This window comes from Pararhodobacter sp. (assembly GCF_034676545.1).
In the GTDB taxonomy this organism is placed as follows: domain Bacteria; phylum Pseudomonadota; class Alphaproteobacteria; order Rhodobacterales; family Rhodobacteraceae; genus Pararhodobacter.
The window spans coordinates 815168-839351 of sequence record NZ_JAUCBZ010000015.1; the positions used below are offsets into that span (position 1 = coordinate 815168).

Annotated in this window: 24 protein-coding genes and 1 tRNA gene; 23 read left to right on the plus strand and 2 right to left on the minus strand. The window is 64.2% G+C overall.

Features of this window, described 5'->3' with window-relative positions:
• Positions 1 to 28 precede the first annotated feature (28 nt).
• The 16 genes from VDQ28_RS07415 (at position 29) to VDQ28_RS07490 (ending at position 14226) form a co-directional block, all read left to right on the plus strand.
• The gene (locus VDQ28_RS07415) at positions 29 to 796 is read left to right on the plus strand and encodes an ABC transporter permease (RefSeq protein ID WP_323035324.1); all 768 of its coding nucleotides are present in this window, start codon (positions 29 to 31) and stop codon (positions 794 to 796) included.
• Between the two features lie 65 nt (positions 797 to 861).
• Positions 862 to 1419, plus strand: a complete 558-nt coding sequence (locus VDQ28_RS07420) for a cupin domain-containing protein (protein WP_323035325.1) — start codon at positions 862 to 864, stop codon at positions 1417 to 1419.
• 53 nt (positions 1420 to 1472) lie between these two features.
• Entirely contained in the window at positions 1473 to 2513 is a 1041-nt protein-coding gene (locus VDQ28_RS07425; protein WP_323035326.1) for an aromatic ring-hydroxylating dioxygenase subunit alpha, read from the plus strand.
• On the plus strand, positions 2510 to 3250 hold the full coding sequence (locus VDQ28_RS07430; RefSeq protein WP_323035327.1) for an SDR family oxidoreductase: 741 nt from the start codon (positions 2510 to 2512) through the stop codon (positions 3248 to 3250). Before VDQ28_RS07425 ends, VDQ28_RS07430 begins: the two co-directional genes overlap by 4 nt.
• On the plus strand, positions 3247 to 4053 hold the full coding sequence (locus VDQ28_RS07435) for an alpha/beta hydrolase (protein ID WP_323035328.1): 807 nt from the start codon (positions 3247 to 3249) through the stop codon (positions 4051 to 4053). Before VDQ28_RS07430 ends, VDQ28_RS07435 begins: the two co-directional genes overlap by 4 nt.
• Complete coding sequence (locus VDQ28_RS07440; protein ID WP_323035329.1) at positions 4050 to 4967, plus strand: VOC family protein; 918 nt, start codon at positions 4050 to 4052, stop codon at positions 4965 to 4967. The genes VDQ28_RS07435 and VDQ28_RS07440 overlap by 4 nt, the downstream gene beginning before the upstream one ends.
• On the plus strand, positions 4967 to 5755 hold the full coding sequence (locus VDQ28_RS07445; protein WP_323035330.1) for an SDR family oxidoreductase: 789 nt from the start codon (positions 4967 to 4969) through the stop codon (positions 5753 to 5755). The genes VDQ28_RS07440 and VDQ28_RS07445 overlap by 1 nt, the downstream gene beginning before the upstream one ends.
• Before the next feature lie 18 nt (positions 5756 to 5773).
• Complete coding sequence (locus tag VDQ28_RS07450; RefSeq protein ID WP_323035331.1) at positions 5774 to 7447, plus strand: thiamine pyrophosphate-binding protein; 1674 nt, start codon at positions 5774 to 5776, stop codon at positions 7445 to 7447.
• A gap of 4 nt (positions 7448 to 7451) precedes the next feature.
• On the plus strand, positions 7452 to 8261 hold the full coding sequence (locus tag VDQ28_RS07455) for an aspartate dehydrogenase (RefSeq protein WP_323035332.1): 810 nt from the start codon (positions 7452 to 7454) through the stop codon (positions 8259 to 8261).
• The gene (locus VDQ28_RS07460; RefSeq protein WP_323035333.1) at positions 8258 to 9745 is read left to right on the plus strand and encodes an aldehyde dehydrogenase; all 1488 of its coding nucleotides are present in this window, start codon (positions 8258 to 8260) and stop codon (positions 9743 to 9745) included. The genes VDQ28_RS07455 and VDQ28_RS07460 overlap by 4 nt, the downstream gene beginning before the upstream one ends.
• A 1-nt stretch (position 9746) precedes the next feature.
• Positions 9747 to 10943 carry an FAD-dependent oxidoreductase gene (locus tag VDQ28_RS07465; protein WP_323035334.1) on the plus strand — a complete coding sequence of 399 codons (1197 nt, stop codon included), beginning with the start codon at positions 9747 to 9749 and terminating at the stop codon, positions 10941 to 10943.
• The gene (locus VDQ28_RS07470) at positions 10943 to 11389 is read left to right on the plus strand and encodes a flavodoxin domain-containing protein (RefSeq protein ID WP_323035335.1); all 447 of its coding nucleotides are present in this window, start codon (positions 10943 to 10945) and stop codon (positions 11387 to 11389) included. Before VDQ28_RS07465 ends, VDQ28_RS07470 begins: the two co-directional genes overlap by 1 nt.
• Positions 11386 to 11988 carry a pentapeptide repeat-containing protein gene (locus VDQ28_RS07475; protein WP_323035336.1) on the plus strand — a complete coding sequence of 201 codons (603 nt, stop codon included), beginning with the start codon at positions 11386 to 11388 and terminating at the stop codon, positions 11986 to 11988. Before VDQ28_RS07470 ends, VDQ28_RS07475 begins: the two co-directional genes overlap by 4 nt.
• A 365-nt stretch (positions 11989 to 12353) precedes the next feature.
• Positions 12354 to 13058 (plus strand): hypothetical protein, encoded by a 705-nt coding sequence (locus VDQ28_RS07480; protein ID WP_323035337.1) that lies wholly within the window; start codon positions 12354 to 12356, stop codon positions 13056 to 13058.
• 171 nt (positions 13059 to 13229) lie between these two features.
• Positions 13230 to 13775: a YaeQ family protein gene (locus VDQ28_RS07485; RefSeq protein ID WP_323035338.1), complete on the plus strand. Its 546-nt coding sequence runs from the start codon at positions 13230 to 13232 to the stop codon at positions 13773 to 13775.
• A gap of 100 nt (positions 13776 to 13875) precedes the next feature.
• Positions 13876 to 14226, plus strand: a complete 351-nt coding sequence (locus VDQ28_RS07490) for an arsenate reductase family protein (RefSeq protein WP_323035339.1) — start codon at positions 13876 to 13878, stop codon at positions 14224 to 14226.
• Positions 14227 to 14290: 64 nt separating this feature from the next.
• On the opposite strand, the gene VDQ28_RS07495 is transcribed toward VDQ28_RS07490, so the two are convergent.
• Positions 14291 to 15046, minus strand: coding sequence for a GntR family transcriptional regulator (locus VDQ28_RS07495; RefSeq protein ID WP_323035340.1), 756 nt, complete (start codon positions 15044 to 15046; stop codon positions 14291 to 14293).
• 253 nt (positions 15047 to 15299) lie between these two features.
• Here VDQ28_RS07495 and VDQ28_RS07500 point away from each other — a divergent pair, with 253 nt between their 5' ends.
• From VDQ28_RS07500 to VDQ28_RS07515, 4 genes are all read left to right on the plus strand, one after another.
• A complete protein-coding gene (locus VDQ28_RS07500; protein ID WP_323035341.1) occupies positions 15300 to 16556 on the plus strand; it encodes a M24 family metallopeptidase in 1257 nt (418 codons plus the stop codon).
• A 56-nt stretch (positions 16557 to 16612) separates the two neighbouring features.
• Positions 16613 to 17659, plus strand: a complete 1047-nt coding sequence (locus VDQ28_RS07505) for an ABC transporter substrate-binding protein (RefSeq protein ID WP_323035342.1) — start codon at positions 16613 to 16615, stop codon at positions 17657 to 17659.
• Between the two features lie 67 nt (positions 17660 to 17726).
• Positions 17727 to 19448 carry an ABC transporter permease gene (locus VDQ28_RS07510; RefSeq protein ID WP_323035343.1) on the plus strand — a complete coding sequence of 574 codons (1722 nt, stop codon included), beginning with the start codon at positions 17727 to 17729 and terminating at the stop codon, positions 19446 to 19448.
• 15 nt (positions 19449 to 19463) lie between these two features.
• On the plus strand, positions 19464 to 20564 hold the full coding sequence (locus VDQ28_RS07515) for an ABC transporter ATP-binding protein (protein ID WP_323035344.1): 1101 nt from the start codon (positions 19464 to 19466) through the stop codon (positions 20562 to 20564).
• A gap of 549 nt (positions 20565 to 21113) precedes the next feature.
• On the opposite strand, the gene VDQ28_RS07520 is transcribed toward VDQ28_RS07515, so the two are convergent.
• A tRNA-Phe gene (locus tag VDQ28_RS07520) sits at positions 21114 to 21188 on the minus strand.
• A 141-nt stretch (positions 21189 to 21329) separates the two neighbouring features.
• On the opposite strand from VDQ28_RS07520, the gene VDQ28_RS07525 reads away from it, so the two are divergent.
• The 3 genes from VDQ28_RS07525 (at position 21330) to VDQ28_RS07535 (ending at position 24181) form a co-directional block, all read left to right on the plus strand.
• Positions 21330 to 22247, plus strand: coding sequence for a DMT family transporter (locus VDQ28_RS07525; protein ID WP_323035345.1), 918 nt, complete (start codon positions 21330 to 21332; stop codon positions 22245 to 22247).
• Positions 22248 to 22475: 228 nt separating this feature from the next.
• Positions 22476 to 23870 carry a siroheme synthase CysG gene (gene cysG, locus VDQ28_RS07530; protein ID WP_323035346.1) on the plus strand — a complete coding sequence of 465 codons (1395 nt, stop codon included), beginning with the start codon at positions 22476 to 22478 and terminating at the stop codon, positions 23868 to 23870.
• On the plus strand, positions 23870 to 24181 hold the full coding sequence (locus VDQ28_RS07535) for a DUF2849 domain-containing protein (protein WP_323035347.1): 312 nt from the start codon (positions 23870 to 23872) through the stop codon (positions 24179 to 24181). The genes cysG and VDQ28_RS07535 overlap by 1 nt, the downstream gene beginning before the upstream one ends.
• Positions 24182 to 24184: the final 3 nt, after the last annotated feature.

The following is a 24184-nucleotide window of genomic DNA, read 5'->3' on the forward strand; positions in this document are numbered from 1 at the left end:
CTTGCCAAATTCCCAGATCGGAACCCCGATGCGCTCCCTTCAAACCCATACTATTGCCGGTTTCGTGATCCTGGCGGTCGTTCTGGCGATCTGGCAGATTCTGCCGCCCGCGATGGGTGTGCCCAAGTACATCATCCCGACGCCCTCCGACATGCTGGACGAGATTGGCCGCATGTATCGCCGCGAGAACCTGATCGCCAATACCGCCTCGACCGCGTTGTACACGGTTCTCGGTTTTGCCATCGGCTCGGCGCTGGGCGCGGCAATCGGCTATATGCTGGGCCTGTCGGCGTTCTGGGAGAAGGTGCTCTCGCCCTATATCCTGGCGCTGCAAATCGCGCCCAAGGTTGCCTTTGCGCCGCTGTTCATCATGTGGTTCGGCTATAACGCCATTCCGAAACTGCTGGTCACGGTGTTGATCGTGTTCTTCCCGGTGCTGGTCAACGTGCTGGCGGCCATGAAAACGGTGGACCGCGATATGGTCAATCTGGCGCGGGCCTATTCGATGAACCGCTGGCAGATTTTCCTCAAGGTCGAATTTCCCTCGACCCTGCCGAACCTGATGGCAGGTTTGCGCATTGCCTCGACGTTGGCCGTGATCGGCGTGACGGTGGGCGAGTTGGTCGGCGGCAATACCGGGCTTGGGTTCCTGATTTCCTACGGCGGTGGACAGGCGAATGCCGCGATGGTGTTCAACGCGATTGTCCTGCTGACCGTGATCGGCATCGTCCTGTATTCCGTATTGGCCTGGGCCGAAACGCGCCTGCTGCACTATATCCCGAAAAAAGATCAATAAGCGACACGCCTGGGGCCTGCCCCGTTCCCACAACCGTTCCTGCCAGAGTTACCAAGGAGACGGCCATGAGCACGACATCGAAAACCTTCCCGACCATCGAGCCCGCGGACGTCCAAATCCCGGCCGGAAAATCGTTGGGTGAATGGGTCGAAAGCCGCGTTGCACGCTACGAGACCCGGACACTGGATTGGGACGCGCTGAAATTTCAGGCCGATTACGACCCGAAATATCGCCGCGCGCAGATGCGCTACATCGGCACCGGCGCTACGGGTGTCGTGGATGACGAGAACGTCGTCCCGGCGGAAAATTTCACCTTCTCGACGATGGTTCTGCCTGCCGGCTGCGAGGGCCCCTCGCATATCCATCGCGACGCCGAAGAGGTGTTCTTCATTCTCAAGGGCCACAAGATCCGGCTGTTCATCGAACATCAGGGCGAAAAGGTCGAAACCGTCCTGACCGCGCGCGACCTGATCTCGGTGCCGCCGGGGGTTTATCGTGGTCTGCGCAACGAAGGCATCGAGGAGGCCCTGATGGTGGTGATGATCGGCAATCCAAAGCCGGTAACGCCCACCTATCCGCCAGAGCACCCGGTTTCAAAGATCCCGCGTCCCGGCAAGGCATAACGGCAGTCAACCCTCAACCGCGTCCCTTAGACCACCGCAGAGGAGCCCAGATCATGACGGCAATCGACAAAAAGGCCCTGATTGAAGAGCGTGTGAACACCGGCCTGTTGGGCCAGTGGTATCCCGTCGCGAAATCGGTCGAAATCAAGTCCACACGGCCCCACGGCGTAATGCTGATGGGTCAGAAACTGGTGCTTTGGCGGGGTGCCGATGGCGCGCTGAAATGCATCGAGGACTTCTGCCCGCACCGGGGCGCGCCTCTGTCTTTGGGCGAGATCCACGAGGGCAATGTCGGCTGCCGCTATCATGGCGTGATCGTCGATGGAGAGGGCGTGGTGGTGCGCGTCCCGGCGATGCCGGAATGCGCGCTCGAGGGGCGCAAGGCGGTGAAATCCTATCATGTGACCGAGCATTCGGACGCGGTGTTCGTCTATGTCCCCTCGGTCACACAGCCCGAGCCGCCCGAACTGGTGATGCCGACGGAACTGGTCAGCGACGAATGGACCGGGTTGCTGTGCACCGCCGTCTGGGAGTCAAATTATCGCTATGCGATCGACAACCTCGCCGACCCGATGCACGGCTGCTATCTGCACTCCGAAAGCTTCACCCTGGCCTATGGCTCCAAGCAGGACCTGATGCGGCTGGACAAGACCGAGCACGGGTTCCACATCACCCGCGTCGGGCAGGTGGGCGACAACTTCGACTGGTCGGAATTCGTCGTTCATCCGGGCACGATGTATTGCTTCCTCGACATTCCCTATCCGCCCGCCGCGGGGCCGGGGGGCAATATGCGCATCATCGGCTATGCAACGCCGATCGACGCCACCACCACCAAGGTGTTCTTCTGGCGGATGCGCAAGGTCGAGGGCGTGGCCCGCGACGCGTGGCGCTTCCTGTATCGCGCCGTGCTGGAGAACAACCACTGGAACGTGCTGGAGCAGGATCGCGTCATGCTTGAGGGCATGCCCGATGATGCCCGCAAGCGCGAGATGCTGTACCAGCACGACATCGGCGTCAGCCGGATCCGCCAGATCCTGACCCGCGCGGCCAAGGAACAGATCGAGGCCGAACTGGCGCAGGTGGCTGCGGAATGATGCTGGCCGGTCGCACCATCCTGATCACCGGCGCGGCGCGCGGTCTGGGGCGCGCAATCGCCCTGACCTGCGCCGAGCAGGGCGCGCGGCTGGTGCTGGCGGATATCGACTCGGACGGTGTGCAGGCGACCGCCGTCGACCTTGGCGCGCGCGCCGTCACGGTTGATCTGGGCGACCCGGAGAGCATCACGGCGCTGGGTGACAGCCTTGCCGCGACGGGCGAGCCGTTGCACGGTCTGGTCAATTGCGCGGCGCTGGCCACCAATGTCGGCGGCATGGGATTCGAGGATATCGAGCTTGATCTGTGGGACCGCGTGCAGCGCATCAACGTGCGTGGCACTTGGTTGATGACCCGCGCCTGTGCGCCGATGCTGCGGGCCAGTGGCTCGGGGCGTGTGGTCAATGTGGCTTCTGACACCGCGCTTTGGGGTGCGCCGCGTCTGTTGTCTTACACCGCCTCAAAAGGGGCGGTGATGGCGATGACCCGCAGTCTGGCGCGCGAATTGGGGCCGGACCGCGTGGGCGTGACCTGCATTGCCCCCGGTATCCTGACCACCGAAAGCACCGAATATGTGCCCGAGACCCGGCATCGCCTGTATGGTGACGGTCGCGCCGTCCCGGGGCCGCAAGCGGCCGAGGATGTGACCGGCACGGTGGCGTTTCTGGTCTCCGAGGCGGCGTTGACGCTGACCGGGCAGGTGTTGCCGGTCAACAACGGCTTCGTTTTCGTCACATGAGCGCGCAGGACCATATCACCGCCGGTATCGGCTGGCGTGAGCACCCCGGCGACGGCCCCGTTCTGGTGGCGCTGCACGGGATCGGCTCGGAGGCGCGCGCCTTTGATGCCGTGGCGGCCCACTTGCCCGGCTGGCGCGTGATCGCGTGGGAGGCGCCCGGCTATGGTCCCTCGACGCCGTTGCCGATGGACTGGCCGGTTGCCGCCGATTACGCCACCGCGTTGCGAGGGTTGCTCAAGGCGCTGGACCTGCCGCGCGTGCATCTGATGGGGCATTCGCTGGGCACCTTGATCGGCGCGGCCTTTGCTGGCCGGTATCCCGATTGTTTGCACAGCCTGACGCTGGCCTCGTGCGCGCAGGGCGGCGGCGTACACCCTGGCGCTGATCTGCCCTCTGGCCCCGCCGCGCGGATTGACGACCTGACCCGCCTTGGCCCGACGGTCTTCGCCAGCACCCGCGCGCCGCGTCTGATCTTTGAGCCCGCGCAAAACGCTGATCTGGTCGCGGCGGTCGCCTCTGGCATGGCCAAGGTGCAGATGCCCGGCTATGGCCAGGCGGTGCGGATGCTGGCCGCCGGTGATCTGGCGGCCGATTGTGCCGCCGTTGCTGTGCCGACCGCGGTGATCGTCGGCGCCGAAGATATCGTCACCCCGCCCGCACAATCGCGCCGCGCCCATGACTCCCTGCCCGAACCCATCCGTGGTGCGCTGACGCTGGTGCCTGCCACCGGTCATGCGTTGCACCAACAAGCCCCGGCGGCATTGGCCGCTGCAATCCGCACTCATCAAGGAGTCTCACCATGACCCACCCCGTCCGAGTCGGGGCCCTGCGTGGCCTTGTCATGCGCGCCCCCGGCATCACCGCCACCAAGGGTTTTTATGTGAACAACTGGGGCCTGAGCATCGCCCATGAGGCCGATGGCGTGGTCTACCTTCGCGGCACCGGCCCCGAGGCCTTTCTGTACGGTCTCAAGGATGCGCCGGTTTACGGCATTGAATATGTGCATTTCGCCATGCCCGACCGCGCCGCGACGGATGCACTGCACGCGCATCTGGTCGCGCTGGGCGAGGCGGTTCTGGGTGACCCGGCAGAGTTTGACGATTTCGTCGGTGGCTACGGGTTCGAGGTGCTCGATCCTGACAACCGCCGCCTGCGTTTCCGCGCCGAAGGCCTGACGCAGGAGCCGGTCGAGGAATGGGCCAAGCCCCGCAAGGTCAGCCATGTGGTGCTGAACACCGCCGATATGGAGGGGTTGCAGGCGTGGTATTGCAACGCGCTGGGCTTCAAGGTGTCGGATTACAGCGCCGATCAGATGGTGTTCCTGCGCTGCGCCTCGGATCACCACTCCATTGCGCTGGTGCGCGGGCATTACCCGTCGGTCAACCATGTCGCCTTCGAATTGCCGTCGATCAATGAATTCATGCGCTCGATTGGCCGCATGAAACAGACCGGCATCGCGCCGACCTGGGGTCCGGGACGGCACGGACCGGGCGACAACCCGTTCGCCTATTTCGTCTCGCCATCCGGCTATGTCATCGAGTTCACCTCGGAATTGCAGCAGATCGACGAGGCCAGCCACGTTGCACAGGTCTGGCCGCGCGACGTGCCCGAAAAGATGGATCAGTGGATGACCGCAGGCGCGCCGACCGCCGCGCAGCGCGCGGTGATGCAGGGGCGCCCTGATCCCGGATTTGCGGAACTGCGAGGAGCGAAATAATGGGTTTGCCGTATGAAGGACAGGTCGCGGTGGTCACCGGCGGCTCCTCGGGTGTCGGGCTGGCTTGCGTGCGCCTGTTGCTGGAACAGGGCGCAAAGGTCGCGTTCTGCGCGCGCGGCGAGGGCCGCCTGAACGATGTGGCCGCCGTCTTGGCGCGCGATTTCGGTGCGGACCGGATCCTGTGGCGGGCGTTTTCCGTGCTCGACGCGTCCGAGGTGAACGCCTTCGCCGCCGAGGTTCAGACCCGCTTTGGTCGCTGCGACCTGTTGGTGAACAACGCCGGACAGGGCCGGGTCAGCACCTTCGAGACCACCACCGACGAGGATTGGCGCGCCGAATACGATCTGAAGCTGTTCAGCCAGATCAACCCGACGCGCGCGTTTCTGCCGATGCTGAAAGCCGCCAAAGGGGCGATTGTCGCGGTGAACTCGCTGCTGGCCTATCAGCCCGAACCGCACATGGTTTGCACCGCCTCGGCACGCGCCGGTGTGCAGAACCTGTTGAAATCCCTCAGCATTGAATTCGCACCCGATGTGCGGGTGAATTCGGTTCTGCTGGGTCTGATCGGCTCTGGCCAATGGACCCGGCGGTTTGCCGCGCGCGAGGATCAATCCATCAGCCGCGAGGACTGGTACGCCAATCTGGCGCGCAACAAGGGCATCCCCTTGGGGCGGCTGGGCGATGCGGCCGAGGCCGCGGCCGCCATCGTTTTCCTCGGCTCTCGGGCCGCCAGCTATATTACCGGCGCGCAGCTCGACGTGTCGGGCGGACTCTCGCGCCACATTTGAAGAACAAGGACTGCCGCCATGCAAGATCAATCCATTGCTCAAACCGAAACCGTCGGTGAATTCATCGCCCGCTATCTGGCCGACATCGGTGTGACCACGCTGTTCGGGGTGATCTCGATTCACAATATGCCGATCCTCGATGCGATCGCCCGGCAGGGGCGCATTCGCTTCGTGCCGGCGCGTGGCGAGGCCGGGGCGATGAACATGGCGGATGCCTGGGCGCGGGCCTCGGGCAAGATGGGCGTCGTGATGACCTCGACCGGCACCGCGGCCGGGAACGCGGCGGGCGCCCAGGTCGAGGCGCTGACCGCGGGCACGCCCTTGTTGCACATCACCTCGACGGTGGACCTCGATTTTGCCGACCGTGACCGCGCGCCGATCCATGATGTGCCGCGCCAGCCGGATATGCTGCGCGGCATCTCCAAGGCCTATTTCCGCATGTGGAGCGCCGATTCCGCGATTGGCAGCCTGACCGCCGCCGTTTCCGCCGCCATCAGCGCGCCCTCGGGCCCTGTGTCGCTGGAAATCCCGGTGGATGTGCAGCGCAGCACAATGGCGGGTGCCCCGCGCATCCTGACGCCTGAACCCCAGCGCCCGCGTGCCTCGGAGGCCGCGATCGAGGCCCTGGCCGAGATGGTTCTGGCCGCCAAACGCCCGATGCTGTGGCTGGGCGGCGGTGCTCAGGGCGCGCAGGCCGAGGCAGCGGCGCTGGTGCAGCGCGGTTTTGCCGTGGTCACCTCGACCCATGGCCGCGCCATTGTCTCAGAGGACAACCCGGCCAATCTGGGGGCCTTCAACATGACACCCGAGGCGCAATCGCTTTATGCCGCGTCCGATTGCATGATCGTCGTCGGCTCACGCCTGCGCGGCAATGAGACGCTGAACAACACGATGGCGCTGCCCTCGCCGCTGGCGCAGATTGACGCCGATGCCTCGCAGGGGGGGCGCAACTATCCGGTGGATCTGTTCGTGCATGGTGACAGCGCCGATACGCTGCGCCGCCTGCTGGATTTGCTGCCGCAAACGCTGTCGGTTGATCCGCAGCAGAAATTCGACATCGCCGCCGCCCGCGCCACCGGCGAGGGGCGCTTGCGCGCGCAGATGGGGCCGTATCAGGTGGTCGCGGATACGCTGCTGGCGCGGATCACGCCGGGCCGCCATGCCTGGGTGCGGGATGTGACGATCTCCAACTCCACCTTCGGCAACCGCTATGTGAATTTTGCCGAACCCCGCCACGGCGTTCATGCGTTGGGCGGCGGCATCGGGCAGGGCGTGGCGATGGGCATCGGCGCGGCGCTGGCCAGCGATGGGCCAAAGGCGATCACCCTGTTGGGCGATGGCGGCACGCAGCTGGGCATCGCGGAAATGATCACCGCCGTGCAGGAAAACGCACCGCTGGTCTTTGTGCTGATGAACGATCAGGCCTATGGCGTGATCCGCAACATTCAGGATGCGCAATACGACGGGCGGCACCATTATTCCGCGCTGCAAACCCCCGATTTTGCAAAGCATTGCGCCTCGATCGGCTTGCCGCACACGCGGATTTCCGATGTTGACGCCTTCGCCGCGGCGCTGGATGCCGCCCTTGCCGCGCCCGGTCCGCAATTGATCGAGGTGGACATGATCGCAATCGGCCCGTTTGCCGAAACCTTCTCAGGCCCGCCCGCCGGCGCGGCTGGCAACAAGGTTTGAGCCGATGCATCTGGGGTTGATCGGATACGGCAACATCACCCGCACCTTGATTGACGTCTTGGCGCGTGAAAATGCGGCGCTGACACGGTTGACGGTGCTGGTGCGTCCCGGGCGCGAGGCCGCAACACATCAGGCGCTGGCCGGGCATTCCGCGCCGGTGCAGGTGGTCAGCGACGGGGCGGCGCTGGTTGCGGCCTCGCCCGACCTGGTGGTGGAATGCGCCGGGCATTCGGCGGTGCAGGCCGATGTCACGGCCTGTTTGCGCGCCGGAATCGAGACGGTGATCGTGTCGATTGGCGCGCTGGCCGATGAGGCGCTGCATGAACAGGTGCTGGCGGCGGCTCGTGACGGGAGAACCCGGGTTGTTCTGCCCGCCGGTGCGATTGGCGGCGTCGATCTGCTCTCGGCGCTCAGACCCAGCGGCATCACCGAGGTCACCTATACCTCGCGCAAACCGCCCTTGGCGTGGCGCGGCACCCCGGCGGAAACGCTGCTGGATTTGCCCTCATTGACCGACGCGACGGTGTTTTTCTCGGGCAACGCGCGCGACGCGGCGCTGCAATACCCGAAAAACGCCAATGTCGCGGCGACTCTGGCCTTGGCCGGGATCGGGTTCGAGGGGACGCAGGTGCAGATGATCGCCGACCCGCAGGTGACCCAGAATATCCATGAATACAGCGTGCGTGCTGGCGCGACGGATTACACGATGCGCATTCAGGGCAACCCGTCGCCCGACAACCCCAAAACCTCGGTCGCGACGGTCTATTCCGCCGCGCGCGAGGTGCTGAACCGACTGCGTGAGGTGGCGATATGACCTATGATTTACCCGACGGCCAATTGTTCATTGGTGGCGCGTGGGAGACAGGCTCAGGCGCCGAGATCACCTCGATCTATCCCGCGGATGGATCGGTCAACCGCGTGTTTCGCGGTGCCAGCCGTGCCGATGGGGAGCGCGCGATTGCCCGCGCGCTGGCGGCCCAGGCCGACCCCGCCTGGCGTGGCCTGAAACCGCATGAGCGCGCGCGCATCCTGCACCGCATCGCCGACGGGATCGAGGCCAACGCCGCGCGGATCGCCTATATCCAGACCCGCGACACCGGCAAATCGCTGCGCGAAACCTCGGCGCTGGTGGCCAGTGCGGCGGGGACGTTCCGCTATGTTGCCGCCGCCCTCGAAACGCTGGACGACACGATGACCGTGCCGCGCGGCGATTATCTGACGCTGTCGGTGCACGAGCCCTTGGGCCTGGTCGCCGCGATCACGCCGTGGAACTCGCCCATCGCCTCGGACGCGCAAAAGGTCGCACCGGCGCTGGCGGCGGGCAACGCCGTGCTGCTGAAACCGGCCAGTTGGTCGCCTCTGGTGTCGCTGGAACTGGCCCGCATCATCGAGGAAGCCGGGCTGCCCAAAGGCCTGTTCTCGGTGCTGCCGGGCGCGGGGCGCGAGGTGGGCAACCTGCTGGTCGAGCACACATCCATCGCCAAGGTCAGCTTTACCGGCGGCACCAGCACCGGCCGCACCCTTGCGCGGCAAGCGGCGGAAAAGCTGATGCCGGTCTCGTTGGAACTGGGCGGCAAATCACCAACCATCGTGTTCGAGGATGCCGACCAGACCCTGGCGATTGCCGGCATCCTGTTCGGCATTTTCTCATCCTCGGGGCAAAGCTGCATCGCCGGGTCGCGGTTGTTCGTGCAGCGTTCGATTTATGACAGCTTCGTCGCGCGTCTTGTCGAGGCGACCAAAGCCCTGCGCGTGGGTGATCCGTTCGACCCCGAAACGCAGGTCGCGCCGCTGATCCATGCCGACCACCGCGCGAGCGTGTCGGCCATGGTCGAGGCGGCGGTGGCCGACGGTGCCACGCTGCTCTGCGGCGGCAAGGCCCCCACCGGCGGGATCTATGACGCGGGCACATATTACATGCCGACGATTCTGGCAGATGTGACCAACGACGCGCTGATCTGCCGCGAAGAGGTGTTCGGCCCGGTGCTGGTGGTGATGCCCTTTGACGACGAAGCGGATGTCATCGCGCAGTCGAATGACAACGTCTACGGCTTGGCGTGCGGCATCTGGACCCGTGATTTCCCGCGCGCTTACCGTATGGCGCGGGCGATCACCTCGGGCACGGCCTGGATCAACACCTACAAGCAATTTTCGATCTCGACGCCCTTTGGCGGCGAAAAAGACGCCGGTATCGGGCGCGAGAAGGGCCGCGAGGGCATTCGCGCCTATATGGCGCAAAAGGCCTTGTATGTGGATCTGACCGGCCGCCCGCATCCGTGGGCCCGCATGGAGGACTAGGATGCACACCGTCGCCATCATCGGGGCAGGCCCTTCAGGCTGCTACGTCGCACAGGCCTTGAGCAAGGCCCTGCCCGACGCGCGGATTGATATCCTCGACCGGCTGCCGGTGCCTTATGGCTTGATCCGCTATGGTGTGGCCCCCGATCACCAAGGCACCAAGGCCGTGATCCGCCAGTTCGAGCGTCTGTTCGAGCGGCAAGGCGTGGCCTTTTTTGGCAACGTCACCTTGGGGCGCGACATATCGCTGGACGAGCTGCGCGACACGCATGATGTGGTGGTTCTGGCGACCGGATTGCATGACGATCGGCGGCTGGACATTCCCGGCGATGGCTTGCCGGGGGTGCTCGGGTCCGGGGCCGTGACGCGCGGCTGGAACGATTATCCCGACGCGGAACGCCCGGGTATTGGCCCGCGCGTGGTGGTGATCGGCAATGGCAATGTCGCGGTTGACCTTGTGCGCATTCTCGCCAAAACCCCCGATGAATTCGAAGGGTCCGATCTTGCGCCTGAAACGGGCGCGGCCCTCGTCGCCGCCGGGATCACGCGGATCGACGTGGTGGGTCGTTCGCCCGCCGAGGTGGCAAAATTTGACCCGGTGATGATCCGCGAATTGGGGCGGCTGGCGCATGCGCGCATCCATGTGCAGGGGTTGACCGGCGAAGGCAAGCTGATCGAGGCGCTGGGTGCCATCAACGGCCATGCCCCCGATGGCGCCACGCGTGAGATCGTCTTTCATTTTGGCTGGACGCCCGACCAGATCGAAGGCCGCAGCGCGGTCGAGGCCGTGCGGTTCCGCGCCACCGGCGGCGACGCGTCGCTGGTCCTGCCCTGCGACACGGTTCTGACCGCCATCGGCTTTGACGGCGAGGTGGCGCAAGCCGACGCTGACGGCAAGATCGCGCCCGGCCTTTATGCTGCCGGCTGGTTTCGCCGGGGCCCGCGCGGCACGATCCCCGAAAACCGCGCCGATGCGCAGGCGGTTGCGGCGCGTATTGCCGCCGATCTGGTGCAAACCAGCGGCGGCAAGCCGGGGCGCGACGCCCTGAGCGCGCGTCTGCCCGCGGCCATCGGCTATGACGGCTGGAAACGCATCGACACCGCCGAATGCGCCGCGTGCCAACCCGGGCGCAGCCGTCGCAAGATTGCAACGACCGCGCGCATGATCGCCCTTGCCCGCCAGACGGAGGAAACCTGATGCAGATCGCCATCCTGTACGGAACCGAAACCGGCAACGCCGAGATGCTGGCCGAGGATATCGCCGCGCATCTGTCAGACCATGACGCCAGCGTCACCAATCTGGCCGATTTCGACCCGTCAGATTTTGACACCGGCACGTTTTATGTGGTGGTGACCTCGACCTATGGCGACGGCGAGTTGCCCGCCTCGGCCCAGCCCTTTGCCGAAAAGATGGCGGCGCAAAAGCCCGACCTGAGCGGTGTCCGGTTTGCCATTTTTGGCATGGGCGACAGCGAATACCCGGAAACCTTCAATTACGGCGGCAAACGGCTGGAAGAGTTGCTGACCGGGGCCGGGGGCACGTTGGTTGGCGAACGCGTGACGCATGATGCCTCGGGCAACGACATGGCCGATGACCTGGCCTTGCCCTGGGTCGAGGGCGTATTGGCCGAAGGGGTCTCATGATGGACAGCGCCGACATCCGCGCGCAGCTTTCCCGGCCCTGGAAACACGGCGAGGCCGTCGATCTGCGCGGCCTTCGCGTGACCGAACGGCTGGACCTGTCAGGTCTTGCCCTGCGCGGCGTTGATTTCACCGATGCGGTGTTCGAGGCGGGCGTGACGGCAAAGGACGCGCGTTTTGACGGTCTGGCATGGTTCAAAGGCGCCGTATTTGGCGCGACCAGCGATTTTTCGGGCGCGATGTTCGTCAATGATGCGCGTTTCGACGCCGCCGTGTTCGACGCCGCCGCCGATTTTTCCGGGGCTGAGTTTCGCGGCATTGCCGGGTTCTCGAACGCGCGGTTTCCCAAGGGTGCCGATTTTCGCGCGCTGACCTGCTACGGCAACGCCGATTTTGCGGATGTGCGCGCCCAGGGGGATGTGTCGTTCGCGGGTTCTGAATTTCTCGGCGGGTTCTGGGCCAACCGGACCGCTCTGCCGGCGGGCAGCGATTTCACCGATACCGAAGTGCACGGCCGCCTGTGGCTTCGCGGCGCGACACGCGATCACATCAAACTGAGCGCGCAGGATTTCGGGCTGTCGTTCGGCTATACTTGGACCTGAGACAAGCAGGCCGATCTGCGCTCACCCCTGCGCCGGATGGGCCGCCCCCTGCCGTCCGGCCATGACCAAAGCGCGCAGGGTGCGTGTTGATGGTCTTGCCACCACGAAGGGCCAGACCCCCGGCGGCCGTTTGCGGCGCAACCACAGTCGGCCTGACGAACCCGGCCACATGACGGCGCGACACTGCGCAAAATGCCAGTCATCTGCCGCCGCGATTTGTTGAACTTCCGCCGCCTTTGTCCAGAGTTCCCCTTGCCGAATGCGCCAAGCGCCACATCCTTATGTGTGCGCCGGGCCGTGCGCATCGCAGGACGCAGGCGATGACCCGGGGTCTTGACGCTGTTTTTGTTGCAAAAGGACATGAGATGAAACCCAAAATACCGGCAACCCTGGTTTTGATCGCCACGTTGGCCTTTGTCCTGTCACCCTTGCTGTCGACCGGGTTCAGCGGGTTCACCGCCAACCAATTTCCGGTCCCGCAAGTCAATCCGCCCGTGCAGCCTGCCGGATATGCGTTCTCGATCTGGGGTGTGATCTATTTATGGCTTGTCGTCAGCGCGGGTTTCGGGCTGTGGCGCGCCGCGGGGCACCCGGACTGGCAGACCATGCGGATGCCGCTGCTACTCAGCCTGTTCATCGGCAGTTTCTGGATCGCCGCCGCAAATTCATCGCCCATCCTGGCGACGGGCATGATCGTGGTGATGGCGGTGGCGGCGATTGTGGCGATGCTGCGCGCGGGCGAGGCCGACCCATGGCTGCTGGCGCGCCCCATTGCGCTGTATGCCGGATGGCTCACCGCCGCGACGGGCGTCGCATTCGGCGTCGCGCTGGGCGGCTACGCAATCCTGCAGGCGCAAACTGCCGCGCTGATCTGTCTCGTGGCGGTCCTGGCGGTTGCCTTGGTCGTGCAGGCGATGCGACCGCGCGAATGGGGCTATCCGCTTGCCATCATCTGGGCGCTCGTCGGTGTGATTGTCACCAACCTCGCAACGGCGAATGTTCCGGTGATTGCGCTGGCGCTCTTTGGCATCGCGGCGCTGGTGTTTCGCGCCGTTCAAGCGCAAAGGTAAATGCCTGCCCCAACCGGGTTTTCCCCGCTGTACTTTGGCCTGAGACGGCGCAACCATCCCGCGCGGTGCGGTCGCGCAGGCTGGCATCGCGCAATCGGCGTCTTTGTATCTGCTTTCCAATGGCCTCCAGACCGGGTAGGCATCGCAATCTTTGGGGATTTGGGGCAGATCATGGCGCAGAAAGCCACCATTTATAAAGTCGAGCTCTCGATTTCCGACATGGATCGTCATTACTATGAGACGCACAAGCTGACGGTGGCCAAGCATCCCTCGGAGACGGATGAACGGCTGATGGTGCGCCTTGTCGCGTTTGCGCTCAATGCCCATGAGCATCTGGAAATGACCAAGGGCCTTTCAACCGATGACGAGCCCGACATTTGGCAGAAAAGCCTGAGCGGAGAGCTTGATGTCTGGGTCGCCCTGGGCCTTCCAAGCGAGAAGGTGATGCGTCAATCCTGTGGCAAGGCCGCCAAGGTGGTTGTCTATCCCTATGGGGGCCGCACCGCCGAGGTGTGGTGGGACAAGATCAAGAACAGCGCCTCGCGCTTTGACAATCTTCAGGTGACACGCATTTCCGAGACCGACACAAGCGCGCTGGCAACACTGGCAAGCCGCGCGATGAAGCTGCAGATCAACATTCAGGATGGCGATGTGATGGTCAGTGTTGATGATCAGATCGTCCATGTGACGCCTGTAAGATGGAAGGGCACGGCGTAGCCTGCGGTCAACCAAACCCGCGTTCATGCGCGCCGCAGACGGGTTGCGCTTGAGGCCCAGATGCAGGACGTTGCATGCCAACACCACGGGAGATTGCGACATGATGATCTACGGATTGAACACCTGTGCGATTTGCCAAAGGGCGCGCAAGGCGTTGGAGGCAGCGGGGCGGACCGTCGTCTTTCGGGACGTCCGCGCCGATCCTTTGAGCGAGGCCGAGTTGGCGGAGTTGATTGCAGAGTTTGGCGACCGATTGGTGGATCGCAGCTCCAATGACTATCGGGGGCTCAGTGACTGGCTGAAAAACTCCGAGGCCGAGGCGCAAATCGCCGCCCAGCCCAAGGTGATGGCGCGTCCGATCCTGCGCGATCACGATGCGTTTTATCTGGGCTGGGACGATGCAACCCAAGAGGCGCTGCGTCTTGGCCAGCTGCCGAAAAACCCGGCCTGAGGCAGGGGTTTGCCCAGAGGGCTGACACGCCGTTGCGCGGTCGCGGCTGCTGCCAGCCCCAAGATCACCGGCCCGGTTGCAGGGCGCGCGGGAAATCGAGTTCGGAAACACCCGGAGCGGTCAGGATCTCGTTCAACATGAGGCTGCGCATTTTCCGAACGGAGGCAAGCGAAGCCGCTTCGGCGGCGTCACCGTCGCCACGGGCCAAGGCGTCGATCAAATGGGTAAAGTCGCGCCGGTAGTCAACCGGCACCCCCGGCACCCGCAACCGGGCAAACAGCGCGCGATCAAGCCGCTCGGTGATCTGGAGCGTGAGGGCAATGGCATACCGGTTGCCCGACGCAACCCGCACCTGACCCAGCAGTTCGCTGCCGGCCTGAACCATGCGGACGATCTCTGTTTTGGAGGTCGGCGCGACGGGCGGATTCGCGGCTGCGGCCAGCCGGCGCAACACGTCCAATCGGTCGTTGACCCGCCCCGCGCTGAGTCGTGCCAATTTGGGTGACACCGACTCGACCAGATCATACAGCGCAACAATATCGCCGACCGTGATCGGCGCGACACGATAGCCGCGCTGCGGTAGCGAGGCGACCCAGTCGCTCTCGATCAACCGTTCAAGCGCCGACCGCACCGGCATCAGGCTGATCTGATAGCGCTCGTGAAGCCACTGCGCCGTGACGGTTGATCCGGGGGCGATTTCACAGGCGATTATGTCTGACTTGATCAAGGCATAGGCTTGATCGACCAGCGTTCCCTTGCCGCGCTGGGCCTCGTGTCCGTCGGATGAGCGTTCAGAATCGCGTGTGGAAATCACATCCATTGGGCATCCCGTCAAATCTTTTCTTGGCCTGCAAACCGGCTCCGAATCGTGCGGTAGCAGGCGCTGACGATAGGGTTCGCCAACATCATAGGCCAGAGGCCTTGACTGCTGCCGGGGTGAAAGAAGGCCGCAGTATCGCGCAGATACGCCCATTCTTGCCAGCATTAAATGTCAACACGCCAAATATATTTGTTATTGACATCTTAACTGCGGATCATAGGCTGCATGTATGATCACAGTCAAAGGGGATACCATGCAGATTGAAAGGCCGGACAGGCAACCCGGGATGCTGGATGCCGAGAAATCCTATCGCTGGGATCGAACCCGCGCGCTGATGGATGCGATGGGTCTCGACGCGCTGCTGATTTTTGGCGCCGACCGCAGCGACCGCTATGACGCCGGTCAGTATCTTACCTACGACCGCCGCTATCAGCATCTCATCTTCCCGCGTCACGGTGATCCGGTCATGGTCGCGTTTGCCGCGCAGGTGGCGACGCAGAATATGGTCGCCCGCGAGCGTGGCAGTGACAGCTGGGTGCGCGATATCCGCACGGGCTCGGTGCCGGACCTCGCGCCCGGCATTCTGGCCGAGATGGGGATCACCAAGGGGCGGCTGGGCATTGTCGGGTCCGGTTGGGGCGGGCCGTTCTATCGTGGGGGCTGGGTTCCCAAGCCCACATGGGAAGCGGTCGAAGCGGCGCTTCCCGGCTATGAAATGGTCAGCATCACGCAAGAGCTGGGGATGCTCATGGCGGTGCGCAGCCCCTTTGATATCGAGAACATCGCCCATGCCGCAAAGGCTGGCGACGCGGCGATCAACGCCATGATGGCGGCCACTCGCCCCGGCGTCACGGAAACCGAGATCTACGCGGCCGGGATGCATGCGCAGATGAAACTGGGTATGCGTGTCACCTGGATGCTCTTTCAGACCGGGCTGGAGAATCCGTCCTGGGGTGAGCCGACGTGGTATATCCGCGGCCATCCGCCCCGGGTGATCGAGGCGGATGATATGGTCGGCGCGGAGCTCTTTCCCAATTTTGCCGAAATGAACACCCATGTGAACATGAGTTATACGATTGGGCGCGTGCCCGATTTGACGCGCCATTGCGCCGAGATCGCCCGCGAAAGCTATGAGATCGGGCTGGCCAAGATCCGGCCGGGCGCCAGTTTCCGCGAGATCTACGAGGCCATGGAGGCGCCGACAGATCGGGCGGGCGCCTGGCATCTTACGCCGCAGGTCGCCTCGTTGAATCCCCTGTTCGGCGGTGGCCCCTCCGGGTCCGGAATTCGCGCCGCGCTGCCGGATTGGGCGGCGGCCTATCCCCACGCAGACCACGGCGAGCTCATGCCGTTCGACTTCGAGCTGAAAGAGGGCATGACATTCTCCTTGCAACCAGATGCCCGGTTTGGCCGACACTGGGCGATCATCGGCGGGGTCGTGAGCGTGACCAAGGATGGCGCGCGCGAATTGAACACGGTGTCGCCCCATCAGCGGCACGTCGAGATATGAGATCAGCAGAAACCACGGGTTCGGCGACGGGCCAGCAACCAAAGAGAGGAACGCATATGTCGATTTTTCCAAATCTGGCGAGACTTGGCGCGGCGGCGCTGGCGGCAACGCTTTTGAGCCCGTCGGCGCAGGCGCAAGGGTTGCCCGAGGGCCTGTCCGCGTTGCTCGACGCCGCCCGCACCGAAGGGCAGGTGTCGATTTTCGTGAGCACGGACGCACGGACCGCCGAGGATGAGGCCGCGATTCGGCAGGCGATCCTGACGGAAACCGGTGTCGATCTGACGGTCCGCCTGGTCAGCGGCGCGCCGGATCCGGTCTATTTCCAGCAGGTCATCCAGGAGTTGGGCGCCGGCGTCACGCCCAGCGTTGACCTGATCGTCTCGGTGCCCAGCCTCCTTGTGGGGATCCGCGACGCAGGCGGCATTGCGTCGACCGATTGGCTGGCCCTTGGCGCGCCGTCAGAGGAGGTCGCAGCACCGGTGCACGGGCTTTTCACCGCCGAATTTGCCCGGCCGGTCATCTACAACACGACCCTGTTGACCGAAGATGAGGTGCCGCATTCGTTGGAGGATCTGCTCACGCCTGAATGGGCGGGCCGGATCGTCACCGCAAGCCTGCCGGATGTGTTCTCGCCCTGGGCCATCGCCTTGGGTCACGACGGTGTGCTCGAGATGGTTGAAACCCTTTACACGGATCTGAACGTTGGTATCGCACCCGCGCCGACGGCGATCCGCACGCTGGTTGAAAGTGGTCAGTACCCGATCGGATTTGGCATCCGTCCGTCACATGCGCAGCTGACCAGCGGATCGCCCGTGGCCTATGCCCCCATCAAGGCCCCTGCGGTTCCGCGCTATGCGGCCATTGTCTCGGGCACCGGGCACGAGAACGCGGCAACGGTTGTCGCCTGGGTCTTGTCACAGACCGAGAGCGGCCAGACTGTCGCGGCGCGCGTGCTGGATTGGCCCCGCCGCACGGTTCCGGGCACCGATCTATATGACTTTTCGCAACAAGTCGGTGGCCTGTATTCCGCGTCGGCCGATTGGTGGCTGGGTGATTTCTTTGCCACCAATCAAGCGGTCGCCGAATTGCTGCGCGACCTGTAAACCCGTAACCGACTCCGGCGCATCAGACAGGTGCGCCGGCGCAAGACGACAGTGATGGAAATGATACATGCAAAACAGCGTCCGTCCAACGCAGGCCAAGCTGGCACTGCGGCGGCGTCGGCCTGATCTGCTGGGCCTGCTGGTCACGGCACTGACCCTGATCGCCGCCTTGGCGCTGATTGCCCCGACACTCGCCCTGGTGCTCAAGAGCCTGATTTCCGATGCGTCGGGCGCGCTCGGTTTGGACAACTACCATCGCGTCCTCGAGGCGCGGCGCCTTCCGTCGGTCATCTGGAACACGGTTGTCCTGGGGGTGGGCAGCGTGGCCGTGATGTTCGTTATCGCCACGCCTCTGGCCTGGCTCTATGCAAGGACCGATTTTCATTGGCGCGGCGCGATCATGATCGGCGCCACATGCCAACTTGCCACACCCGGATTCCTGGTGGCGCTGGGTTACCTGTTCTTGCTCAATCCCTCGAACGGCTTGATCAATCAGTGGTGGCGCGCGTTGACCGGTGGCACCGACCCCTTGATGAATGTCTACTCGATGACGGCAATCGTGTTGCTTCAGGGCCTGTCGATGGTCGGCCCCGCGTTTTATTTCCTCGCACCCGCCCTGTCGCATGTCGATGGCGCGCTGGAAGAGGCCGCCAGCGCGCATGGTTTGGGGAAATGGAAAACCTTTGTCTTCATCCTGCTGCCGATAACGCTGCCGACATTGCTCAGCACGGCGTTGTTCTTTCTGGTGATCGCCGTCGAGACCTTTGATTTCGCCGGAATGTTGGGAATGCCGGCACGGATTTCGGTCGTCGCGACCTGGATCTACCAGTTCACACAGGCGAGTTTCGCCGCGCCCGAATATGGCGCGGCCTCTGCCATCGGGGTGATGACGGCCATCGTGCTGCTGGCGCTTATGGTTGTGCAAGGGCTTGTCTTTCGGCGCAGTTTCGCAATCGCCACGCTGGGCGGGAAATCGCGTTCTGCGTCGGTGATCCTCAGCCGAGGTGCCCAAAGGGCCGCCAAACTGATGTTTTGCACCTTTCTGGCGCTGGGCTTTGCGGTGCCCTTTGCCATGCTGGTGTGGACCGCGCTGCTCCCCGTTCAGCAACCTCCGTCCTGGGCTGCGCTTCAAAGCATCTCACTCGACGGGTTTGGCCCCCAATTCTGGGCCGAGTTGCGCAACATCGGGGGCGCGACCCTGGTGCTTGCGCTGGTCGTGCCGACCCTGGTGGTCAGCCTGACTTCGGCAATGGCGTGGACCGCAACCTTGAACCGCAAGGCGGCCCGGATCATCGAAGTGGCGGTTGTCAGTTGCCTGGCGGTGCCGTCCATCGTCATTGCCATCATGTTTCTGGTCGGCGCTCTCAGCCTCCATGCGTACCTGCCGATCTATGGCTCCATCGTGGTGCTGATCCTGGCGATTGGCACGCGCTATCTGGCGACCGCGTTCAGGATCACGCAAAACGCCTTCGCGCAGGTTGATCCAGAACTTATCCAAGCGGCCCGCACGCTGGGCGTTCCGTCGGGTATCACGCTTACGGGCATCATGGTGCCGATGTTGCGCGCGTCGCTGATTTTCGCGTGGTTCTGGGTTGCTTTGCTGACGCTGCGCGAGTTGCCGATCACCCTGGTTCTGAGCACCTATGATCTGCAAACCCTGGCGTCGCGCATCTTCCTCTACAACAGTTCCGGCGAAACCCAGCAGGCCGCCGCGCTCTCATTGGCGCTGTTTGCCATCGTCGCCGTGTTTCTGGTGGGGTTTTTCCGCTTTGTTCGCTTCACCCGCTAGACCGAGAAGACAGCCATGACCGACATCGTCAGCCTGACGGGTATCCACAAGATCTATCGGTCCCAGTCCGGGGCAGAGACGCATGTTCTGCGGGGCATCACTTTGAGCATTGCCGAGGGGCAGAATGTCGTGCTTCTGGGGCCGTCGGGGTGCGGCAAGACAACATCCTTGCGCATTATCGCCGGTCTTGAAACCCCGACACAGGGACGTGTCGAGTTGGCAGGCGCGGTGGTTTCCGCATCAAACCCGCCGATCTGGGTTGGCCCCGAGGATCGGCCCATCGGCATTGTCTTTCAATCTTACGCGCTTTGGCCGCATATGACGGTGTCCGAGAATGTCGCCTTCGCGTTGCGCCATGGGCGGCTCAAGCTGCGCCGCGCCGAGGCCAGGGCGCGCACCGTCGAAGTCCTCGACATGATGCAGATCGGCCATTTGGCCAGCCGCCGTGTGACGCAACTGTCGGGCGGGCAGCAACAACGCGTGGCCTTGGCCCGCGCCGTGGCGCAGCGGCCCAAGGTGTTGTTGATGGACGAACCCTTGTCGAACCTTGATCCGCAATTGCGCGCCGATGTCCGAGGCGAAATCCGCACGATGACCAGACAAATGGGCATCACATCGCTTATCGTCACCCATGACCGCGACGATGCCTTGGCGCTGGCGGATGAGGTTTGCGTCATGGCGGATGGCGTCATCATGCAAAACGCCTCGCCGACCGAGGTGTTGCACAATCCGGCGTCGTTGTTTGTGGCGCGCATGTTCGGAGATGCCAACGCGCTGGAGGCCGAGGTTGTCGCGGTCGGCGACGGCACCCTCACCCTCGCGCTTTCAGACAGTCAGATTATCGTGCCCCATCGCGGGCAGTTTGTGCCGGGCAGCCGTGTCACATTGGCCGCGCATTCCAATCGTCAGACCTTTGCCGAAACCGGCCTGCCGGGCGAGATCCTGGAGAGCCATTACGAAGCCGACCGGGTGCGCTCTCGCGTGGCGATCGGTGGTGACCGGGCCGTGATCTATCACAGTGGTGCACCCTTGCCGCCGGGCAGCCAGGTCCATGTTTCCACACCTGACGCGGCGTGGATGGTGTTCGCCCGTGGCAACGACCCGGCATCGTCCTGACGTGACGTCATGCCCCGCCCCGAGGTCGCCGGGCGCGCGGTCATTCTGTCGCGGACGGGATGCGCCGCCAACGTGCCAAACACCGATGCGTTTCACGCGGGTCGGCACTCGCGGCGTTGCCCGTTCCGCGCCCCGCGTGAATTGCCTGACCCGGGATGAGGCGTCCGCGCGGCGCGAGGCGTGGACGGACAAGTGGGCAGCCGTTCCCCGATGGACGGGAAACATGCCGACATAGGTCCAGCGCCTGATGTCGGCGATTGACACGGGGTATCGTGTCGCGAGTTGCTCTACGGTCCGGAATGGCGTGTCGAATTGGAGTGCCCGCGCATTGTTTTCTCGGCGTTGATCGCTCGAATCACGAGCATTGGCCGCGCGATACGCACCCATCTTGAAACGCGCCGTAGACAATCGCGAAGTGTCCCCACGGTTTTTCCACGCGTGACGCGCCCGGCAGCACCGGAATGTTGCCGGGGTGCAGCCCTGAAGGCTGGGCGTCGCACAGCCGCCAAAGGCGTCTGAAACAGTCTTTTGAAAAGTCACCAAGTGAAATGGTGCCCAGGGGCGGATTTGAACCACCGACACGCGGATTTTCAATCCGCTGCTCTACCCCTGAGCTACCCGGGCACGGGAGAAAGTCAAACTTTCAGGTGGGCGTTATTTAGGCGAGCATCGGCGCGGTGTCCAGAGGGAAATTGACCTCTCTGGGTGCTTGTTGCGGCGGGATGAACCTGCGACCATGGCCTGAACCAATCGTGTAGGCCGACCATGCGCCCGATCCGCGGAATTCTGTACAAAATCATCTCGGTGGTGATGTTCATCACAATGGCAAGCCTGATCAAGGCCTTGTCCGGCGAGGTGCCGCCCGGGCAGATCGTGTTCTTTCGCTCGTTACTTGCCCTGCCGGTCCTCGTCATATGGTTGGCTTGGCGTTCGGAATTGCGGACCGGGTTCAAGGCCAGCAAGCCGCTGGGCCATTTCTGGCGCGGATTGGTGGGGACGATGGCCATGGGGATGGGCTTTGCCGCGCTCGCCTTTCTGCCTTTGCCCGAGGTCACCGCCATCGGCTATGCCGCACCCTTGTTGGTGGTGATCTTCGCGTCGATGTTCCTCGGCGAGGAGGTCCGCGCCTTTCGCCTGACCTCGGTGTTTGTCGGATTGGTCGGGGTCTTGATCGTTTTGTCCCCGCGTCTGTCGGTGGGCAGTTCGGTCAGCCAAATTCAGGCGCTCGGCGCGATGCTGGCCCTGTCAGGGGCGGTTTTCGCGGCGCTGGCGCAGGTCACGGTGCGCAAACTCGTGGCGACCGAGACAACCTCGGCAATCGTTTTCTGGTTCTCCCTGACGGCGGCGGGCCTGTCTTTGCTGACCATTCCGTTCGGCTGGGTGATGCCCTCCCTGTGGCAAGCGGCGATCCTGATCCTGACCGGGTTGCTGGGCGGGGTGGGCCAGATTTTCCTGACCTCCAGCTACCGCGAGGCCGATGCCTCACTGGTCGCGCCCTTCGATTATGCGTCGATCATGTTCGCGCTGGCGATCGGCTATTGGGGCTTTGGCGAGGTTCCGACCATGACCATGTTGCTGGGCGCGGCCATCGTCATCGCGGCCGGGATTCTGATCATCTGGCGCGAGCGGCAACTAGGCCTGGAGCGTGCGCGCCAACGCCGCGTCATGACGCCGCAAGGCTAGCGCCGGTCCCGAATCGGCCTGACTTGCGGGCGCGGGCCTCGCACCATCAGGGCAAACGTTCCGCCGCTTGGGTCGCCATGCGAACGCCCGCACGTTCAGCGCCAGTTCTCGGGATGGATCGTCCGGTTTGCGCCATATGAAAGGACAATATTCCCTTTCATCGCGGGTATATTGCGCGATTTGGAATAATATTCCACATTGCCGTCACTCAGTGAGAAGGGCGGCGCGATGCAACATTTCCCGATATTCCTCGATCTTCAGGGCCAGACCGTCGCCATCGCCGGCAATGGCGAATTTGCGCTGGCCAAGCTGCGGCTGCTGCTGAAAACGCAGGCCCGGCTGACCGTTTACGCCCCCGCCCCCGAGGCCGATCTGCGCGCCCTGATCGCCGCGCACGCCGTCACCCTGATCCAGCGCGCCGCCACTGCCGACGATCTGACCGGCGTGGCGCTGGCCTATGCCGCCCATGGCGAGGCGCAGGCCGACGCCCAATTCGCCGCCCGCGCGCGCAGCGTCGGCGTGTTGGTCAATGTCGTCGACAATCTCGAAGCCAGCGCCTTTATCACCCCCGCCATTGTTGACCGCGACCCCGTCACCATCGCCATCGGCACCGAGGGCGCGGCCCCGGTTCTGGCCCGGGCGATCAAGACCGACCTCGAGGAAAAGCTCCCGCAAGGTCTCGGCCCTCTGGCCCGCGCCGGAAAGCTGTTCCGCCCTCACGCCGAGGCCCTCCCGCAAGGCCGCCGTCGTCGTGACTTCTGGGCGGATTACTATTTCGAAACCGGCCCGCAGGTTCTGGCCGAAGTGGGCGAGGAACTGTTGGAGCACGCCCTGCACGACATTCTGCGCCGCCATCTTGAGGCGGGCGAGCCGCAGGGCCGCGTCGATCTGGTGGGCGCGGGGCCGGGCGACCCGGAACTGATGACCCAGCGCGCCCGCCGCCTGCTGGACCGCGCCGATGTGGTGATCCATGACCGCCTCGTCCCCGCCGCGATCCTTGAGCTGGCGCGGCGCGAGGCCCAGTTCATCCCGGTCGGCAAAGAGGGCTTCGGCCCCTCGACCCCGCAGGACCAGATCAACGCCGCGATGATCCGGCACGCCCGGAACGGCGCGCATGTCCTGCGCCTCAAGGGCGGCGATGCCAGTGTCTTTGGCCGTCTTGATGAGGAAGCCGAGGCGCTGACCGAGGCCGGCATTGATTGGGCCGTGACCCCCGGCATCACCGCCGCCTCTGCCGCCGCCGCCGTGATTGGCCGCAGCCTGACGCAGCGCGGGCGCAACTCGGACCTACGCCTTCTGACCGCGCATGACATCAACGGATTTGCCGATCACGATTGGCGCAGCCTTGCCCGCAACGGCTCGGTCGCGGCGATCTACATGGGCAAGCGCGCCGCCCGTTTCCTGCAAGGCCGCCTGCTGATGCATGGCGCGGACGGGGCCACGCCGGTGACGCTGGTCGAAAACGCCAGCCGCCCGGATCAGCGCATCCTCGCCACCCGGCTGGATCGCCTGACCGCTGACCTCGCCGCCGCCGCGCCCAGCGGCCCGGTTCTGACCCTGTTCGGCCTTGCCCCGGCAAAAGCCGCCGAAACCCTCCCCACCTTGCTCGAGGAAATGGCCTGATGTCCCGCAAACCCTATGCCGTTGTCGTCACCGCCAATGCTCTGCTGGATGGCGATGTGGTCTATCTGACCGCCGCCCACACCTGGAGCCGCCATCTGGAACAGGCGCTGGTCCTGACTGACAAGACCGACGCCGAAATCGCGCTTGCTCATGCCGACACCCAAACCGCCGAGGTGGTGGGCTGTTACCTGGCTGACGTGCGCCAGAGTGCCTCTGGCCCGCAGCCCGTCCATTTCCGCGAGGATTTCCGCCGCCGCGGCCCCTCGAATTACGCGCACGGCAAGCAGGCAACCGCCTCGAACGCCGCCTGAGGA

Excerpts from the sequence above, each read along its gene's own strand:
- VDQ28_RS07425 (WP_323035326.1), top strand. The coding sequence starts at position 1,473 with ATGACGGCAATCGACAAAAAGGCCCTGATTGAAGAGCGTGTGAACACC.
- VDQ28_RS07535 (WP_323035347.1), top strand. The coding sequence starts at position 23,870 with ATGTCCCGCAAACCCTATGCCGTTGTCGTCACCGCCAATGCTCTGCTG.
- VDQ28_RS07455 (WP_323035332.1), top strand. The coding sequence starts at position 7,452 with ATGCATCTGGGGTTGATCGGATACGGCAACATCACCCGCACCTTGATT.
- VDQ28_RS07445 (WP_323035330.1), top strand. The coding sequence starts at position 4,967 with ATGGGTTTGCCGTATGAAGGACAGGTCGCGGTGGTCACCGGCGGCTCC.
- VDQ28_RS07430 (WP_323035327.1), top strand. The coding sequence starts at position 2,510 with ATGATGCTGGCCGGTCGCACCATCCTGATCACCGGCGCGGCGCGCGGT.
- cysG (WP_323035346.1), top strand. The coding sequence starts at position 22,476 with ATGCAACATTTCCCGATATTCCTCGATCTTCAGGGCCAGACCGTCGCC.
- VDQ28_RS07415 (WP_323035324.1), top strand. The coding sequence starts at position 29 with ATGCGCTCCCTTCAAACCCATACTATTGCCGGTTTCGTGATCCTGGCG.
- VDQ28_RS07515 (WP_323035344.1), top strand. The coding sequence starts at position 19,464 with ATGACCGACATCGTCAGCCTGACGGGTATCCACAAGATCTATCGGTCC.
- VDQ28_RS07470 (WP_323035335.1), top strand. The coding sequence starts at position 10,943 with ATGCAGATCGCCATCCTGTACGGAACCGAAACCGGCAACGCCGAGATG.
- VDQ28_RS07450 (WP_323035331.1), top strand. The coding sequence starts at position 5,774 with ATGCAAGATCAATCCATTGCTCAAACCGAAACCGTCGGTGAATTCATC.
- VDQ28_RS07505 (WP_323035342.1), top strand. The coding sequence starts at position 16,613 with ATGTCGATTTTTCCAAATCTGGCGAGACTTGGCGCGGCGGCGCTGGCG.
- VDQ28_RS07440 (WP_323035329.1), top strand. The coding sequence starts at position 4,050 with ATGACCCACCCCGTCCGAGTCGGGGCCCTGCGTGGCCTTGTCATGCGC.
- VDQ28_RS07500 (WP_323035341.1), top strand. The coding sequence starts at position 15,300 with ATGCAGATTGAAAGGCCGGACAGGCAACCCGGGATGCTGGATGCCGAG.
- VDQ28_RS07485 (WP_323035338.1), top strand. The coding sequence starts at position 13,230 with ATGGCGCAGAAAGCCACCATTTATAAAGTCGAGCTCTCGATTTCCGAC.
- VDQ28_RS07465 (WP_323035334.1), top strand. The coding sequence starts at position 9,747 with ATGCACACCGTCGCCATCATCGGGGCAGGCCCTTCAGGCTGCTACGTC.
- VDQ28_RS07525 (WP_323035345.1), top strand. The coding sequence starts at position 21,330 with ATGCGCCCGATCCGCGGAATTCTGTACAAAATCATCTCGGTGGTGATG.
- VDQ28_RS07480 (WP_323035337.1), top strand. The coding sequence starts at position 12,354 with ATGAAACCCAAAATACCGGCAACCCTGGTTTTGATCGCCACGTTGGCC.
- VDQ28_RS07495 (WP_323035340.1), bottom strand. The coding sequence starts at position 15,046 with ATGGATGTGATTTCCACACGCGATTCTGAACGCTCATCCGACGGACAC.
- VDQ28_RS07490 (WP_323035339.1), top strand. The coding sequence starts at position 13,876 with ATGATGATCTACGGATTGAACACCTGTGCGATTTGCCAAAGGGCGCGC.
- VDQ28_RS07420 (WP_323035325.1), top strand. The coding sequence starts at position 862 with ATGAGCACGACATCGAAAACCTTCCCGACCATCGAGCCCGCGGACGTC.
- VDQ28_RS07435 (WP_323035328.1), top strand. The coding sequence starts at position 3,247 with ATGAGCGCGCAGGACCATATCACCGCCGGTATCGGCTGGCGTGAGCAC.
- VDQ28_RS07475 (WP_323035336.1), top strand. The coding sequence starts at position 11,386 with ATGATGGACAGCGCCGACATCCGCGCGCAGCTTTCCCGGCCCTGGAAA.
- VDQ28_RS07460 (WP_323035333.1), top strand. The coding sequence starts at position 8,258 with ATGACCTATGATTTACCCGACGGCCAATTGTTCATTGGTGGCGCGTGG.
- VDQ28_RS07510 (WP_323035343.1), top strand. The coding sequence starts at position 17,727 with ATGCAAAACAGCGTCCGTCCAACGCAGGCCAAGCTGGCACTGCGGCGG.